This window comes from Sphingobium sp. FG11, from assembly GCF_057809915.1.
Genome location: NZ_JBMDKW010000005.1, coordinates 1 through 15,261, shown reverse-complemented (window position 1 = coordinate 15,261; position 15,261 = coordinate 1). Strand labels below are relative to the sequence as shown.

Genomic DNA, 15,261 nt, shown 5'->3' with positions numbered 1-15,261 from the left:
TCCGAGCAGAGTATCGGCTCGGCATCGCCTGCCTGCCGCTTCACGCACTGAAAAGGCCCGCCGCGCGATGCTTCGCCGGCGGGCCTTTTACCATCACGGGATACGGCCACGCATCGCTGCGGGAGAGGCGAGACAGCGGCTCGCAGCTCTGATAGGATCGCTGACGAGAGCGTATAATAACGCGCCGGTCGTCGTTTAATGGCGGCACCTCGCCGTAAGTCCATCCAACATTATTCCTGAGCCACGACGCGCGCGCGGAACGTGCGCAGACGCGGCTGGTTGTGCCGCCGAACAAGGGAAGGAACATCATGCGCCTCGCGATCGAAGCGATCCTGAATTATGATTTCAGCGAGCCGACCGACGTGCTGCTCGCGGTCGAGGCCGCGGCGCTCCCGGACCAGCGCCTTATCGATCAATCCATGATCATCGACAATGCGGGACCACTCACCAACCTGACCGGGGGCAGCGGCATCGGCCGGCGCACCTGGACGCGCAGTGCAACGGGGCGAATGCTGACCACCTATCGCGCGACGATCGACGTGGAGCGCCGTGCGGTCGATATTGCGTCGCTCAACAAAAGCCCGCTCCCCAGCCTGCCTGAGGATGTGCTGCCCTTTATCTGGCCGAGCCGCTATTGCGAAGCCGACCGCTTCGTCAGCTTCGTGTGCGGGCATTTCCAGGGGCTGGAGGGCGGCGCGCTGGTGCAGGCGCTGGTCGCCTGGGTCCACGACAATCTGCAATATGTGTCCGGAAGTTCGGACGGCAACACAACCGCCGCCGATACCTTCGTATCGCAGCAGGGTGTGTGCCGCGACTATGCGCATCTGACCGCCGCCCTAATCCGGTCGCGCGACATCCCCGCGCGCCTCGTTTCGGTCTATGCGCTCGGCCTCGACCCGCCGGATTTTCACGCGGTGGTCGAAGTGTGGCTCGATGGCGCCTGGCATCTGGTCGATGCCACCGGCCTCGCGCCGATCGAGGGTATGGCGCGGATCGCGGTGGGCCGCGACGCCACCGACATCGCCTTTATGACCGCCTTTGGCGGCGCGATGATGAACGAACAATCGATCACGGTGCGCCGGGTGGATGAGGACCCGGTCTGATCCCCAGTGCGGGGGGATATTTCGCCGGTCTGGGAATCATATGCTCCTCACCGGAACCCAATATCACATGCGCTGTGGCCAATATCGCCGATGTAGCCCCGCGACATGCGAATATATCGCGTGGCCGGAGATGCTCGATTCCAACTCTTCGCGCCCTGAATATCCGACCATCGAGGCCCATGGCCGCGCCCCGGCCGCGTTACCCGCCGCAAGATCGGGCCGCTGACCTTCGGGGACAGGGTATCCATAAAAGCCGTTCGGCCTGATCGGGGTCGGCGCTGATCCGGGGCGCATGATCCAATATCATGGTGAGGCGCCTCGCGCCGTCGAACCGGGGCTAGGCGGGCAATCCTTGCGCGCGGGGCGGCTTGAACCGATCCGCGCGGCCAAACGGGATGCCCGTGAAAATCCTGATGCCCTCGCGAATCGTCCCCCGCACGACGCCGTCCGCCGTCGTGACGTCGGACGAGGCGACCGATATCGCGGCGGCGACCGGACGGGTTGCAAGGGCCAGGAGCAGAGACATAAAAGCGCGCAACGCATCGCGCCGAACGATTTCAGGCATAGATGCTCCCGACCCCAGGAAGGCCCCTATCCATACCGGTCCTTTTGCGGGTCGCCTAGCGCTTCGTTCAGGGGTGACTGCGACCCCGCCGTACAGGCTTCCTGAGGAATGCCGGGTGCCCGCACGCCCGGCATTCCTCCATGGACGGATCGGCTCAGCGATTGGGCGCGAGCAGTTCCACGATGCGCATGTCGGTGCTTCTGTCGGGTGCGACGGGTTTGAAGCAGACATGGTCCGCCCCGGCGTCGAGATGCGCCTGTATCCGCTTGCGCAAGGCGCTTTCATCGCCCCAGGCAATGATCGAGTCGATCAGATGGTCCGAACCGCCATTGGTGAAATCATCATCGCTAAAGCCCATGGCGCGCCATGAGTTCAGATAATTGTCGAGGCCAAGATACAGTTCGAGTTCTGCCCTGCCGATGGCACGGGCGGTTGCGGGGTCGGTTTCCAGAATCAGCTTCTGTTCGACGCACAGCAGCTTGCCGGAACCCAGGATTGCGCGCGCCTGTGCGGTATGCTCGGGCGTCACGTTGAACGGGTGCGCGCCATCAGCCTCGTCACGCGACAATTCGAGCATCTTGCCCCGCAGCGCGGCCAGCAGGATCGGCGTCTTTACGGCTGGAGGCGCCGCATTATAGGGCGCCTGCGCTATGCCTTTGAGATAGGCCCGCATCGTTGCGATGGGCTTGGTATAATCATGCCCCCGCATGCCTTCCACGGCGACGGCATGGGATACACCCAGCCCCATGATGAAACGGCCGCCCGACCACTCGCTTAACGCGGTAGCCGCCGCATTCGAGGCGACCGGATCGCGCGAATAAATGGATGAAATGCCGGTCGCAGCGACCAGGGTGGTGGTGCTGGCGAGCACCAGAGCCGATGCGACGAACGAATCCCGGCCAAAGCCATCGGGCAGCCAGAGCGAGCTATAGCCCAGTTCTTCCACGCGGCGCGCGAATTTCGTGATGCGGTCCGCCGTGGCCAGCCCGCGTTGCGCGGAATTTTCGTCCTCGAAAAAGCCGATTGGCCCATCGAGGCCGACCCACACGCCCATCTTGCCCAATTTCATTCCCAAAAATCCTTATGCATCTGAAAGGCTGCTCGTTCTTTCTCCGACGGAGAAAGCCATGGCCTGCGGGACCGTGGTTTCCTCGATTCGGAACGGGGCGGGCATAGCCGGAATGTGTGTGCTGGCAAATCCATGGCGATTCGGCCCTTTACCGTGCCTGCGCGCAGGATGCGGGAGATCAGGCCGGGAACAGAGCGATCAGCCGGGCGAGCGCGCTCTTCACCGCTACCCGCTGCGCCTTGTCCGGCGACATGCCGAGCCGCACGATCGTCAGGCGCTGACGCGGCGCGACGAGGATATATTGCCCACCATGGCCAACACAACCAAACAAGTTCGCAGGCGCTTCGTCCGGCATCAGCGCGCTCTCTTCGCTTTTGCGATTGAGCCAGAGATGCCCTCCATAAGCCGGGTTCAGCGCCGAGGGTGAGCGCATGAAGGCGATCCATTTTTCCGGCACGATCTGATGCCCGGCGGGGCCGCGCCCATGGTTGCGCAGCAACTCGCCGAAGCGGGCATAATCCCGCGCGGTCATATGCAGGAAGCCGCCGCCGATCATCGTCCCGCGCGCATCATATTCCGGCGTGAGGCTGGAGAGGCCTGCGGTCTGTTTCAGCCGGCCGTCGATGAAGGTCTGCATCGCCAGCCGCCGCGCGTCCGGATCGTCGCTGGCGGTTAGCTGCCGCGTCATCAGGTCGGCGAGGATCATCGTATTGCCGCTGCTGTAGGAAAAGACGATGCCCGGCGGATCGGCGACCGGCTGCGATTCGGCGAAGCGCCCCATATCGGACGCGCCATCGGTGAAGAACATGCGGTTGGTGTCCGCGCTGGCGATCGGCTCGGCATCCTCGCTATGATCAAGCCCGGACGCCATGGTCAGCAATTGGCGCAGCGTGATCCGCCCGCGCGGGTCGCCCGGCTGGCTCCATGCCGCCACCGGCACCGGCGCATCCAGCGCCAGCCGCCCGTCCGACACCATGAGGCCCACCAGCACCGCCGTCACGCTTTTCGCGATCGACCAGCCGAGCAGTTTCGTGTCCGGGCCAAAACCGGGCGCATAGCGTTCGGCGACGACCTGCCCGTCGCGCATGACGACGAGCGCGCGGGTTTCCCCGGTCGCGCCCTCCTCGAACAACGGATCGATCGCCTGCCGCAGCGCGGCATCGCTGACGCCCGCGCCGGCGGCGACGCGATAGAGCGGCTGCGGGTCGGCGGCGCGCACGGCCATCGCCCCCGCCACGGCCATCGCCAGTAGCGCGCCCGCGACGCCAAGGCGCTTTACGATTCGTCGGTCCCGTTTCATAAGCCGGCGCCCTTAGAGCATTGCAAGTAAGGCTGGCTACCGCTTTTACCGCTGCCAAATGGGGGCGGGGCCGATCAGGGTTGGACGAAAAAACATGGCGAATCAAAGACGATGGGTCAGTGCTGCGGCTATCATGCTGCTGGCGCTGTGCGCGCTGCTGGCCTGGAATTGGGCAGCGTTCCGCGCGCGCGCGGAACTGGGCGCGGCCTTTGGCGCGCGCGTTACCTGCTCCTGCCGCTATGTCGAGGGCCGCGCGATGGGCAGTTGCAAGGCCGACAAGGAGCCGGGCATGGCGCTCGTGGCGCTGACCGATCATGCCGATGAAAGGCGGGTCGAGGCCAGCGTGCCGCTGCTCGCGTCGCGATCGGCGCGCTATCGCCCAGGCTGGGGATGCCTGCTCGATCCCATGCCCTGATCCACCACGCTGGTCATGTTGGTCAGTGCGCTGCGGCGATCTGCTCTCAAGCTGGGTCGGCGGGACATACAGGCGATCGCGGGATCATCTGGCGAAGCACCAACATCGCCCTGTTCGAAGCGGGCGTCGCCTATGAAGGGCTGACCCTCGCCACCGCTGATTTCGGCGAAGCCGTGAACGCCGTCATGGAAAAGCGTCGACCGCAATTTACGGGCGAATGAACGCAGCGGCGCGTTGACTCGCCGGTCCTCCCCCGCCATTATGGTATGTAGACTTATCATAGTGACGTGAACCTTTGGAGTCGTGGAGAGGACCGGATGGACAGTGATTTGGAAGCGCGGCTGCGTCTCGCGCTCGACCGGCAGGACATCGAGCATGTTCTCAAGCTCTACTGCCGCGCCATCGACCGCTGCGACATCGATTTGCTCAAAAGCATTTATCACCCGGACGGCACCGACGATCATGGCTCCTTCTCCGGCAATGCCATGGACTTTGCCGACTTCATCATCCCGGCCCTGCGCGAAGGGATAGTGGACGGCGTGCACACAGTCACCCACTGCACGATCGAGGTCGAGGGCGATTTCGCGACCTCCGAATCCTATTACTGGGCCTATCAGCGCGCCCATGGCGGCGAGGCGGCGGTGACCGCTTTCTTCGGTCCCGATTACACCGCCCGGTGCAAGGCGGATGGCTCGATCGACCAGTATCACGACTATTATTGCGGCGGCCGCTATATCGACCTGTTCGAGCGGCGCGACGGCCAGTGGAAAGTCCTGCGCCGCAAGATCACCAACGAATGGAACGATATTCGCCCCAGCACCCGCATCACCGATCAGGGCAGCGTCGCCCTGTTCAACCTGCCGGGCGCGCGCGATCGATCGGACCCGGTCTACCAGAACCGCGTCCCCGTCCCCGCCTGATCGATCACTGGAGTAGACCACATGTCCCATGATTATGATGTCATCGTGATCGGATCAGGCGCGGCCGGCATGTCCGCCGCGATCGAGGCGAAGCTCGCCGGCGCCAGCGTCATGGTGCTGGAGGCCGACGATCATCTGGGCGGCGCGACGCGCAACAGCACCGGCGTCGTCTATGCCTGCAACAGCAGCACCCAGAAGGAAAAGGGGATCGAGGACAGCGCCGATGCCGTCTACGATTATATCATGACGCTGAACCAGCATGCGGTGCGGCCCGACCTGATCCGCTACTATGCCGATCAGTCCGGGGAAATGCTGGACTGGCTGAAGGAGAAGGGCGTCGCGTTTCCCGCCAACATGCTGGTCCATTCCGATGTGACCGACGTGCAGCGCGGCCACACCTCCAGCACCTTTGGCCTTGGCATCGCCGATGCGCTCATCAACCGCGCCGGTGCGCTCGGCGTCGAGACGGCGCTCGGCACGCGGGTCGAATCGCTGATCGTCGAGGATGGCCGGGTCATCGGCATCCGGGCGCTCGGCATGGAATTGCGCGCGCCAAGCGTCGTGATCGCCAGCGGCGGCTTTGGCAACAGCCCGGACATGCTGGCCAAATGGTATCCCACCGCCGCCTTCCACGGCGAGCGCACCTGGGCCGTCCATCGCGATGCGCCCTTCATCCTGGGCGACGGCATCACGCTCGGTCAGGCGGTCGGCGCGGAGATCACCGGCTATGACACCGGCCTGCTCAACCCCAGCCCCTGTTTCGACAGCCGCCATGTCGAGGCGTTTCTGCCGCCATGGGTCATCGCCGTGAACAAGCATGGCAAGCGCTTCATGGCAGAATGGAACAGCTACGCCGTCGCCGGCTATCTGATGAACGAGCAGCCCGATCAGGTTTGCTGGGCGATCTTCGATCATCAGGCGATGCTCGATAATGGCGACGACCTGTCCTATGCAGACCCCTATAATAGCGGCCTCGCCACATCGAGCTGGGAAGAGATCACTATCACCCGCGAGGTGGAAAAGGGCGTCGCCTTCCGCGCCGACAGCATCGCGGAGGTCGCGAGGCTCGCGGGGCTGGACCCCGAAGCGGTCGGCGAGACCGTCCGCCGCTACAATGCAAGCGTCGAGATCGACGGCACCGACCGCGATTTCCACAAGGACGGCAACGGCCACGCCCTGCCCGCGATCAGGAACGGCCCCTTCTACGCGGTCGAGGTGCGCGCCGCGATCGTCGGCTTCACCGCCGCCGGTCTCGATATCAGCGCCGATTGCGAGGTGCGCGATACGCGCGGCCGCGTGATCGAGGGTCTGTATGCCGCGGGCGAAGTCGTCGGCTGCTTCCATGGCAAGCGCTATGCGGGCGGCGGCACCAGCATCGGCAGTTCGGTCGTGTTCGGCCGCCGCGCGGGCACGGTCGCGGCGCAACATGCCCTGACCGCGCCTGTCCCGGCCTGACCGGCAAGGGCTATGTCAGATCGCGATGCCGCCATCGACGCACTGCTCGACAGGGAGGCGCTGGGCGATCTCGCCACGCGCTATGCCCGCGCCATCGACCGGCACGATCAGGATCTGCTACGTTCGGTCTATCATGACGATGCGATCGACGATCATGGCGTCGTTTTTTGCGACAAGGCGGCGGTGTTTGTGGCGCAAATGCCGCAACTCATGGCGCCTTTCGTCCTCACCGCCCATCACCTGACCAACCAGTCCTACAGGATCGACGGCGACCGGGCCGACGGCGAACTCTATTTCATCGCCTATCATCGCACCCATGCGCCGGACGAGAAGCATCTTGTCGTATTGGGCCGCTATCTCGACAATTATGTACGGCGCGGCGGCGCCTGGAAGATCGCGCACCGCCGTCTGGTGTGGGACAGCTTCATCACGCTCGACGCCGGAGCCGGGGACATGGCCCAGCTGGCGGCGCTGGGCGTCATGGGTGGAACGGCAGACGACCGCTCTTACGAGGCTTTGCCGCTGATGGGGCGGGGTCGCTGAGCGCTAACCCTGATCGCCCTCGTCCACCGGATATTGCAACGCTTCCTGCGCCAGCGACGCGACCAGTTCGCCGGCCCGATTATAGACGAAGCCGCGCGCCATATTGACGCCATTCTGCGCATTGGGTCCTTCGGTCTCAAACAGCAGCCAGTCGTCGCACCGCATATCGCGATGAAACCAGATGCAGTGATCGAGGCTCGCGACGAACAGATGCGGGCCGGGCAATGCGACCGTGTGTCGCGCCAGCGGGGCGCCCGCGAACAGAAAATCCGACAGAAATGTGAAAATCTGGCGATGCGTCGCCGGATCGTCGACCCGCTCCGCCCCCGGCGCGCGCAACCAGTAATGGCGTTTGGCGTCCGCCACGGTCTCGACATAGCCGGCAGGGGCCGGGCATGCGCACCTCGATCGGATAATGGCCCTTGAACAAAGCCGCGTAACGCTGATTTTCAGCCCCGATCACCGCGTCGAACGCGCTTTCGTCCAGCGCATTTTCAGGATCGAAGGGCACGGACATCGCCCGCTGATGACTGAAGCCCGCGATCGGCGTTCGATAGGAACATTCCATCGTGAAGATGATCTGATCGTCCTGCCGCGCGACGACCCGGCGAGTCGAAAACCGCCCTCCGTCGCGCGTCCGTTCGACCGCATAGTCGATCGGCGACGCAGCGCTACCCGCGCGCAGAAAATAGCAGTGCAGCGAATGCACCGTGCGCCCCGGCGTCGTGCGGTCGGCCGCCTGCAACGCCTGGGCGACGATCTGTCCACCAAACAGCGCGCGATAGGCGTTAGGCTGGTTATGGCGATTGCGGAACCGGTCCGGCGCGACCTCGTCCATTTCGAGCAGGGTCACGATATCCCGGCTCCATCGCCCGTCGAAAATATTCTCGTCAAAACTGCGCATCAAGCCGCGTGCCCTTCCATACTTTCTTCCCTATAGGCAATATCAATATGATATGCTAGCAAACTATTAAGCGCCATGGTCGAGAGAGAGATGATGCAGTCAGTCTATAGCGAGCAGGACGGCGTGACCGAGAAACCCAACATCGGCCATCATTACCGGCGACTGTTCGTGATCGCCCGCCAGTTCGGCGATGCAGACCCTGCATGGCGACCGCTTCGCCCGCGGAGTGAATGATGGCCCGCTGGCAGCCTGAGCCGCAAGGGCGGGAAAGCGGATCAGATCCGCGTGATCGTCAGTCCGCCATCGACGATCAGCGTTTGCCCGGTGACATGACGGGCCGCTTGCGACGCCATGAATGCCACCGCCCCGGCAATATCCTCGGGTTCGGCAATCCGCTGCAGCGCCGATCCGCCGGTGGCCTTTTCACGGAAGCCGGGCTTGTCGAGCAAGGCCCGGATCATGTCGGTGGCGGTGGTGCCGGGCGCCACCGCATTGACCCGCACGCCGCGATCCCCCCATTCGACCGCGAGTTGCCGCACCATCTGCTCCAGCGCCGCCTTCGACACGCCATAGACGCCGCTGCCAGCGAAGGCGACATGGGCATTGACCGACGATATGCACACCATCGCGCCGCCGCCCCGCGCCGCCACATGGGGCAGGCCAAGCCGCGCGAGCCGCAGCGGGCCGCCGACATTCATGTCCATGACCTTGGCCCAACTCGCCTCCGTCAGCTCGGTCAGCGGATCGAACACCGGGTTTGTCGCCGCATTGGCGACCAAGATGTCGATGCCGCCAAAGGCCGCGAGCGCGCCGTCGATCAGCCGCGCCAGATCCTCTTGCGATGCCGCATGACCGGGGATGGCGACACACGCATGACCTTCCTCGCGCATCTGCCGCTCTACCGCCGCACAGGCTTCCGCCTTGCGCGACAGGAGCGCGACGCTCGCGCCCTGCTGCGCCAGAAGTCGCGCGGTGGCGAGGCCGATGCCGCGCGTGCCGCCGGTGATGACGGCGACTTTGCCCACGAACGGCCGGGCGGTGTCGATGACGGTCGGCACTATAAACATCTCCTACACTATGCCCCGATCAGCGGTGGCGATGAATTTCGATGTCTGAACCCATAGAGCGAGAAACCGGAATGGACACGGCCAAAGTCGACCAGATCAAGGCATGCTATGCGCGCGACCAGCGGGAAGACCCCCAGGCCGTCCATCCCGGCGACATCCCCTGGCGCTATGAAGCGATCACGCCGCAATGGATGACCCATATATTGTGCAAGGACCATCCGGGCGCGGAGGTCGTCGCCGTACGGCTGGACGTGCCGGATTCGGGCACCTCCAACCGCCGCCGCATCTTCATCGACTATAATGACGCCGGCAATGCCGGGGGCCTGCCCCGGTCGGTTTTCTGCAAGGCGACGGTCGATCTGCTCAACCGGCTGCTGCTCTCGACCTCGGCCCTGTTGAGCGAGACGACATTCTACAACCGGATTCGCCCCCAGCTCGCCATCGAAGCGCCGCAAGCGCTGCTGGCGGTCTATGATCCCCTGTCCTTTGCCTCGATCGTGATGCTGGAGGATCTGGGCGACAGCGTCACCTTCTGCGATCATCATACACAGATGACGCGCGAGCGCGTGCGGGACCAGTTGACCGTGCTGGCGACGCTGCACGGCCATTTCTACCGCTCGCCGCAGCTTGATGCGGAATTGGGGCATATGTTCCGCTATGATGATCGCTTCGCCGCGCTCGACCGCGACCATGACTTCAAATCCATGTGCGAGGCCGGCCTGCTGGCGGCGGCGGACGTCGTTCCCGCCCGGCTGATGGCGCGCGCGGCGGAGATATGGTCGGCAACGCGTCGCGCGTCGGCGCGCCACGCCGAACTGCCGCTCACCATCACCCATGGCGACGTCCATCTGAAAAACTGGTACGTCACGCGCGACGGGCGAATGGGGCTGAGCGACTGGCAAGTGACGTCGAAAGGCCACTGGTCGCGCGACGTCGCGTACACGATTTCCACCGCGCTGACCGTCGATCAGCGGCGGGCCTGGGAAAAGGACCTGCTGCTTTATTATCTCGATGCCTTCACGGCCGCAGGGGGCGAGTCGGTCCCTTCGAGGAGGCGTGGCTCAATTACCGCCAGCAGCTGCTCACGACGCTCGCCTGGTGGACGATGACGCTGACGCCCGGCGACGACCTGCCCGACATGCAGCCGCGCGACATCACGCTTAATTTCATCGGCCGCATCGCCACGGCGATCGACGATCTCGACGCGCTCGATAGCCTGCGCTGAGTTGGCGGCTATGAGCGCTTATGGTATGGTACTACACTATAAGGGCGAATGACGGCCCGAAACGCTCGCGAATCGGAGAGAAATGAGATGGCGACTGCCGCTAAAGTGAGAGGCTATGGTTCTGCGGAGCGTCCGCTCGCGACCGAAATGTGGCAGCGCGAGGCGCATGGGCCAAACCATCCCGCGCTGGTGGAGCATGGCAATTTCGAGCCGGACAATCATCATGTCGATCATGCCCGCTATTTCGATCCCGCCCGCGCACAAGACGAATATGACCATGTCTGGACCGACAACTGGCTGCTCGTCTGTCGGGAGGAGGATATTCCGCAGGTCGGCGACCGCGTGCCCCTGACGATCGGCCCGCACAGCTATTTCATCGTGCGCTCCGCCCCCGACGCGTTCAAGGCGTTCCACAATAGCTGCCTGCATCGCGGCACGATGCTGTGCGCCAAGAGCGAGTCCGCCGCGACCATCCGTTGTCCCTATCATGCGTGGGAATGGAATATCGACGGGCGGTTGAAGGCGATCCCCAGCCATTGGGATTTCCCGGACATCACTCGCCTCAACGGATCGCTGCCCGAAATCCGGCTCGAACGCTGGGGCGGCTTCCTGTTCGTCAATGCCAATGCGGACGCCGCGCCGTTAATCGATGCGCTTGGCCCGATTCCGAAGCATTTCGAGCAGTTCGCGCCCGAAAAACGCTATACGGGCGCGCGCTTCCGTAAGCGCGTCCGCGCCAACTGGAAGATCACGCAGGAGGCATTTCAGGAAGCCTATCATCTCTATTCCACGCATCCCGAAGCCGTGCCCTTTACCGGCGACAGCCAGGGCGCCTATGAAATCTGGCGCAGCGACGCCGGTCATGTCGGGCGAAACCTGACCTGCGCGGCCGTTCCCAGCATGTTCGCGCCCAGCGAGGACAACTCGCTCAAGGCGGGCGTGATGCTGGCGCAGGGCATGATCGGCTGGCACTATCCGGACGAACCCGAACCCGTGCTGGAAGAACAGGGCGATATCCGCGCGCAGCTTGGCGCATGGCATCGCGAAGTCGCCTCGCGCTTCTATGGACGGCGGATCGACCTTCCCGACGCGCTCATGCTCGATAGCCCGCTCTATTTCTTCTATCCGCACAGCTGTTTCTGGCTGAGCGAAGGGGTGCCCTTCGTCTATCAGTTCCTGCCGCATGAGACCGACCCGGAAATGAGCTATTTCGACGTGCGCCTGCTATTGCCTTGCCCGGAAGAAGGCCCGGCGCCGCCCGCCGCGCCAGCCATCGAGCTGGACGCGGATCAGGGCGTGTACGCCCATTGTCCGGGCTTCGGATTCCTCGGCTATATCTTCGATCAGGACATGTCGAACATGCCGCTTATTCAGAAGGGCGCGCATTCGGCGGATCCGGAAAAACCCTTTACGCGGCTCGGCGCGTATCAGGAGATGATCATCCAGCACTGGAATGCGGTGATGGACGAACAGATCGCGCGCGGCAAGGCCGCACGTCCATAATCATATAATATGCAAAAGGGTGGCCGCCGACACCCGAAGCGTCGGCAGCCACCCTTTTCATCTGGTTCTATCAGGAGTCGCCGCCGACTGCCCTCGCCCGTAATCAGCGCGAGCGCTCGACTTCCTTCCTGGTGAGCCTGGTGGTGACGACCCCGCCCTCGACCGCCAACCGATCGGCGTTCAGCGTGACCAGGCGGCTGCCCATGATGATCCGAATGGCGCTCACGCTCTTGTCCTCGCCCGTCAGCACACGATTGACCAGGCCGATATCCTGCCCGTCGGACGAAACCACCCTGGCATTGCGCGCAATGTTCAGGGGTTCGGCGTGCGCCGTTACCGTGGCCGTCAATGCACAGGCTGCCAACAACAATGTCCGTATCTTCATTCAATCACTCCTCAATTTTCACGCCTCGGGCGCGCTACGCGCCCTGCGGCAGCGAGAAACGCTGCTGGGGGTTGCGCCCTTCACGATAAAGGTGGCTGGCACCATCACGGCTCATGGCCCCATTTCCCTCGATAGCTGATCGCCATTTGATAGGCTTGCCTATGGTATTGTAGCAGACTATCGTCAAGATAAAGTTGGCGTGACAGGTGCGGTTATCGCTACCGCCGGACGAATACAGGAGAGGGACGATGGCGCAAAGCTACGACTATGTCATCATCGGCGCGGGATCGGCCGGCTGCGTCCTCGCCAACCGCCTGTCGCAAAACCCCGCCCATCGCGTGCTGCTGCTGGAGGCGGGCGGCGAGAACCGGAATTTCCTCGTCAACATGCCCAAGGGCATCGGCAAGCTCGTCACCGATCCCAATCACACCTGGTCCTATCCGGTAGGCCCCGCCGACGCGCCGTCGGAAACCTGGCAGCGCGGGCGCGGTCTTGGCGGATCATCGGCGATCAACGGAATGATTTATGTGCGCGGCCAGCCGCAGGATTTCGACATATGGGAACGCGAGGCCGGGTCCGACTGGTCCTGGGCGCGGATGAAGCAGGCTTATCGTTCGATCGAGGATCATGAGCTGGGGGATGACGGCGTGCGCGGCGTCGGCGGCCCCGTCCACATAACGACCAATAAATTCCGTTATCCGCTGGCCGAACATGCGATCGAGGCGGGCGTTCAGATGGGCCTGCCGCGCCATTATGAAGACCTCAATCGGGAGGATCAGGAAGGCGTCGGCTATTATTGCTACACCATCAGGAAGGGCGTGCGGCAAAGCGCCGCGCTCGCCTTTCTGGAGCCGGTGCGCCATCGGCCCAATCTCGATGTCGTGACCAATGTCCATGCCGACCGCATCCGTTTCGACGGCAAGCGCGCGGTCGGCGTGGACTGCCGGGTCGGCGGACGGCTCACACGCTATGCCTGCCACGGCGAAATCATCATCAGCGTCGGGACGATCGCCTCGCCCAAACTGCTGCAACTGTCCGGCATCGGCCCGGCGGCGCTGCTGCAAGACCATGGCATCGATGTCGTCCACGACAGCCCGGATGTCGGCGGCCGCATCCTCGAACATCTCGGAATGATGATGACCTACCGGCTCAAGGGCGGCGAAAGGGGCATCAATCACCGGCTGCGGGGCCTGGGCCTCGCCGCCAGCGTTGCACAATATCTCATCGCCAAATCCGGCCCGCTCGCCAATGGCGCGATGGAAGTGGGCGCGTTCATCAGGACCAATCCGAATGAACCGCGCCCCAATGCGCAGCTCTATATCAGCGGCTGGACGCTCGACATCCCCGAGGAGCGGGACAAGGACACGGTCGCCCCGATGCAATCGGTCCAGCGCGAACCGGGCATGAGCTTTACCGCGCAGCTTCTTGGCCTCGACAGCGAAAGCCGGATCGAAATCACCGCAGCGGACCCGGACGCGCCACTGTCGATCACGCCCGACTGGCTAGCAAGCGAGCATGACCAGCGCGCCGCTATCGAACTGGTGCGCTATATCCGCGCCTATGTCGGCCAGCCCGCGCTGGCCCCCTTCATCGGACCGGAAATCGCGCCCGGCGCGCGGCACGCCAGCGATGAGGAAATATTGGCGATCGTGCGGAAGATCGCGCTCTGCGGCACGCATGCGGTGCGCAGTTGCCGGATGGGGCATGACGCCGGATCGGTCGTCGACGAGCGCGCCCGCGTGCGCGGCGTCCACGGTCTGCGCGTCGTCGACTGTTCGATCATGCCCGGTCTCATTTCGGGCAATACCAACGGGCCGGCGATGGCGACAGGCTGGCGTGCGGCCGACCTGATTCTGGAGGATGCGCAGCTTCGCAACGCCGCGTGAGGGGATAGGTGCCGGGGCATAACGCCCCGCTCTCATCCCTCACAGCGCCCTGATCGCCGCCCCGATATCCTTGCGCCGCCATTCGGACAGAAACACCCGCAGCAGCTGCAACTGGCAGCGCGGCAGAAACAGATCGCGCAGGCGCGGGTCGGTGCGGTCGGTCAGGTCAGGATAGTCCGGCAATTCGGCCTCCAGCAGAGCAGGCGCATCGAGCATCCATGCTATCCCCAGCACCGCGATGGACAGTTTCACGTCGCGATCGAAGTCCGCAGGTGCGATGCGCGGCCCGCCCGCTCTTGCATAGTCGTCGAGCAGCAGCGCCTGAAGATGCGCGTCATGCCGGGCGAGAAAATCCGCCTCGCCCGCACACAACATGCCATAATAGGATTGGGCAAGATTGGACTGGGCGACGCCGCCCCAGTCGAGCTGGCCCGATTGCATCACGCCCCGTTCGTCGCGCCAGAACCAGGCATTGTCCGGGTTCATGTTCCAGTGCACCAGCGCAATGGCATCATCAGATGCGTAGAGGCGTTCCCAGATCGCCCGCTCCTTTTTCAGCACCAGCGCCGCGCCCTGCGCGAAGTCGGCGAGGAATGCAGGGTCGGAGAGGCCATCGGGCAGAAGCTGCGGCGCGCGGGCGGCAAAATCCTTCAGCTTGTCCAGCTTGGCGGCGAGACCGTCGGCGTCATAGGGAATGACCTTGAGCAGCGCCTCGCTCGTCGGATCGAACGGGAATGCGTGCTCGACCTCGTCGCCGAAATGGCCGGCGCGGTGATAGGCGGCCAGCGCCGCAATCGCCCGCGTCTGCGCCTCATAATAGGGCAGCGGATCGGGAATCTCGTAATCGACGCATTTCTCCAGCGCCGGTGTAGCGCGACGATTACGGTGTCCGGTCGGCGTCAATTTTGATGGCCGATAGGT

General features: G+C 63.9%; 16 protein-coding genes and 1 pseudogene. 9 read left to right on the top strand and 8 right to left on the bottom strand.

Going from position 1 to position 15,261, the window contains the following annotated elements; all coding sequences use genetic code 11:
• Nucleotides 1–308: 308 nt before the first annotated feature.
• Entirely contained in the window at nt 309–1,103 is a 795-nt protein-coding gene (locus tag ACODSN_RS05700) for a transglutaminase-like domain-containing protein (protein WP_489053824.1), read from the top strand.
• Nucleotides 1,104–1,440: 337 nt separating this feature from the next.
• On the opposite strand, the gene ACODSN_RS05695 is transcribed toward ACODSN_RS05700, so the two are convergent.
• The 3 genes from ACODSN_RS05695 to ACODSN_RS05685 form a co-directional block, all read right to left on the bottom strand.
• The gene (locus ACODSN_RS05695) at nt 1,441–1,668 is read right to left on the bottom strand and encodes a hypothetical protein (RefSeq protein ID WP_489053822.1); all 228 of its coding nucleotides are present in this window, start codon (nt 1,666–1,668) and stop codon (nt 1,441–1,443) included.
• Nucleotides 1,669–1,822: 154 nt separating this feature from the next.
• Nucleotides 1,823–2,737 carry a TIGR03620 family F420-dependent LLM class oxidoreductase gene (locus tag ACODSN_RS05690; protein WP_489053820.1) on the bottom strand — a complete coding sequence of 305 codons (915 nt, stop codon included), beginning with the start codon at nt 2,735–2,737 and terminating at the stop codon, nt 1,823–1,825.
• A 178-nt stretch (nt 2,738–2,915) separates the two neighbouring features.
• Nucleotides 2,916–4,037, bottom strand: coding sequence for a serine hydrolase domain-containing protein (locus ACODSN_RS05685; RefSeq protein ID WP_489053818.1), 1,122 nt, complete (start codon nt 4,035–4,037; stop codon nt 2,916–2,918).
• Between the two features lie 94 nt (nt 4,038–4,131).
• Here ACODSN_RS05685 and ACODSN_RS05680 point away from each other — a divergent pair, with 94 nt between their 5' ends.
• The 5 genes from ACODSN_RS05680 (at nt 4,132) to ACODSN_RS05660 (ending at nt 7,370) form a co-directional block, all read left to right on the top strand.
• Nucleotides 4,132–4,452 carry a hypothetical protein gene (locus tag ACODSN_RS05680; protein ID WP_489053816.1) on the top strand — a complete coding sequence of 107 codons (321 nt, stop codon included), beginning with the start codon at nt 4,132–4,134 and terminating at the stop codon, nt 4,450–4,452.
• Nucleotides 4,428–4,673, top strand: coding sequence for a hypothetical protein (locus tag ACODSN_RS05675; protein ID WP_489053814.1), 246 nt, complete (start codon nt 4,428–4,430; stop codon nt 4,671–4,673). The genes ACODSN_RS05680 and ACODSN_RS05675 overlap by 25 nt, the downstream gene beginning before the upstream one ends.
• A 96-nt stretch (nt 4,674–4,769) precedes the next feature.
• Entirely contained in the window at nt 4,770–5,372 is a 603-nt protein-coding gene (locus ACODSN_RS05670; protein WP_489053812.1) for a nuclear transport factor 2 family protein, read from the top strand.
• A 21-nt stretch (nt 5,373–5,393) separates the two neighbouring features.
• Nucleotides 5,394–6,827 (top strand): FAD-dependent oxidoreductase, encoded by a 1,434-nt coding sequence (locus ACODSN_RS05665; RefSeq protein WP_489053810.1) that lies wholly within the window; start codon nt 5,394–5,396, stop codon nt 6,825–6,827.
• Nucleotides 6,828–6,839: 12 nt separating this feature from the next.
• The gene (locus ACODSN_RS05660) at nt 6,840–7,370 is read left to right on the top strand and encodes a nuclear transport factor 2 family protein (RefSeq protein ID WP_489053808.1); all 531 of its coding nucleotides are present in this window, start codon (nt 6,840–6,842) and stop codon (nt 7,368–7,370) included.
• A gap of 3 nt (nt 7,371–7,373) precedes the next feature.
• Here the strand turns inward: ACODSN_RS05660 and ACODSN_RS05655 are convergent, their stop codons facing one another.
• From ACODSN_RS05655 to ACODSN_RS05645, 3 genes and pseudogenes are all read right to left on the bottom strand, one after another.
• Nucleotides 7,374–7,736 (bottom strand): acyl-CoA thioesterase, encoded by a 363-nt coding sequence (locus ACODSN_RS05655; RefSeq protein WP_489053806.1) that lies wholly within the window; start codon nt 7,734–7,736, stop codon nt 7,374–7,376.
• Nucleotides 7,737–7,992: 256 nt separating this feature from the next.
• A pseudogene (locus ACODSN_RS05650) lies at nt 7,993–8,208 on the bottom strand (acyl-CoA thioesterase domain-containing protein); the annotation flags it as partial.
• Between the two features lie 341 nt (nt 8,209–8,549).
• Nucleotides 8,550–9,341, bottom strand: coding sequence for an SDR family NAD(P)-dependent oxidoreductase (locus tag ACODSN_RS05645; protein WP_489053804.1), 792 nt, complete (start codon nt 9,339–9,341; stop codon nt 8,550–8,552).
• Nucleotides 9,342–9,412: 71 nt separating this feature from the next.
• On the opposite strand from ACODSN_RS05645, the gene ACODSN_RS05640 reads away from it, so the two are divergent.
• Both ACODSN_RS05640 and ACODSN_RS05635 read left to right on the top strand, forming a co-directional pair.
• The gene (locus ACODSN_RS05640; protein ID WP_489053802.1) at nt 9,413–10,450 is read left to right on the top strand and encodes a phosphotransferase; all 1,038 of its coding nucleotides are present in this window, start codon (nt 9,413–9,415) and stop codon (nt 10,448–10,450) included.
• Between the two features lie 203 nt (nt 10,451–10,653).
• Nucleotides 10,654–12,069, top strand: coding sequence for an aromatic ring-hydroxylating oxygenase subunit alpha (locus ACODSN_RS05635; RefSeq protein ID WP_489053800.1), 1,416 nt, complete (start codon nt 10,654–10,656; stop codon nt 12,067–12,069).
• 103 nt (nt 12,070–12,172) lie between these two features.
• On the opposite strand, the gene ACODSN_RS05630 is transcribed toward ACODSN_RS05635, so the two are convergent.
• Nucleotides 12,173–12,454, bottom strand: coding sequence for a hypothetical protein (locus ACODSN_RS05630; RefSeq protein WP_489053798.1), 282 nt, complete (start codon nt 12,452–12,454; stop codon nt 12,173–12,175).
• Nucleotides 12,455–12,702: 248 nt separating this feature from the next.
• Between ACODSN_RS05630 and ACODSN_RS05625 the strand changes: the two genes are divergently transcribed.
• Entirely contained in the window at nt 12,703–14,340 is a 1,638-nt protein-coding gene (locus ACODSN_RS05625; RefSeq protein ID WP_489053796.1) for a GMC family oxidoreductase, read from the top strand.
• Nucleotides 14,341–14,379: 39 nt separating this feature from the next.
• On the opposite strand, the gene ACODSN_RS05620 is transcribed toward ACODSN_RS05625, so the two are convergent.
• Nucleotides 14,380–15,261: hypothetical protein (locus ACODSN_RS05620; protein WP_489053794.1), on the bottom strand; the 882-nt coding region annotated here is incomplete at its 5' end.

Bases quoted from the DNA above. Each gene is read 5' to 3' on its own strand.
- ACODSN_RS05700 (WP_489053824.1), top strand. From the start codon at position 309: ATGCGCCTCGCGATCGAAGCGATCCTGAATTATGATTTCAGCGAGCCG.
- ACODSN_RS05695 (WP_489053822.1), bottom strand. From the start codon at position 1,668: ATGCCTGAAATCGTTCGGCGCGATGCGTTGCGCGCTTTTATGTCTCTG.
- ACODSN_RS05690 (WP_489053820.1), bottom strand. From the start codon at position 2,737: ATGAAATTGGGCAAGATGGGCGTGTGGGTCGGCCTCGATGGGCCAATC.
- ACODSN_RS05685 (WP_489053818.1), bottom strand. From the start codon at position 4,037: ATGAAACGGGACCGACGAATCGTAAAGCGCCTTGGCGTCGCGGGCGCG.
- ACODSN_RS05680 (WP_489053816.1), top strand. From the start codon at position 4,132: ATGGCGAATCAAAGACGATGGGTCAGTGCTGCGGCTATCATGCTGCTG.
- ACODSN_RS05675 (WP_489053814.1), top strand. From the start codon at position 4,428: ATGCCTGCTCGATCCCATGCCCTGATCCACCACGCTGGTCATGTTGGT.
- ACODSN_RS05670 (WP_489053812.1), top strand. From the start codon at position 4,770: ATGGACAGTGATTTGGAAGCGCGGCTGCGTCTCGCGCTCGACCGGCAG.
- ACODSN_RS05665 (WP_489053810.1), top strand. From the start codon at position 5,394: ATGTCCCATGATTATGATGTCATCGTGATCGGATCAGGCGCGGCCGGC.
- ACODSN_RS05660 (WP_489053808.1), top strand. From the start codon at position 6,840: ATGTCAGATCGCGATGCCGCCATCGACGCACTGCTCGACAGGGAGGCG.
- ACODSN_RS05645 (WP_489053804.1), bottom strand. From the start codon at position 9,341: ATGTTTATAGTGCCGACCGTCATCGACACCGCCCGGCCGTTCGTGGGC.
- ACODSN_RS05640 (WP_489053802.1), top strand. From the start codon at position 9,413: ATGGACACGGCCAAAGTCGACCAGATCAAGGCATGCTATGCGCGCGAC.
- ACODSN_RS05635 (WP_489053800.1), top strand. From the start codon at position 10,654: ATGGCGACTGCCGCTAAAGTGAGAGGCTATGGTTCTGCGGAGCGTCCG.
- ACODSN_RS05630 (WP_489053798.1), bottom strand. From the start codon at position 12,454: ATGAAGATACGGACATTGTTGTTGGCAGCCTGTGCATTGACGGCCACG.
- ACODSN_RS05625 (WP_489053796.1), top strand. From the start codon at position 12,703: ATGGCGCAAAGCTACGACTATGTCATCATCGGCGCGGGATCGGCCGGC.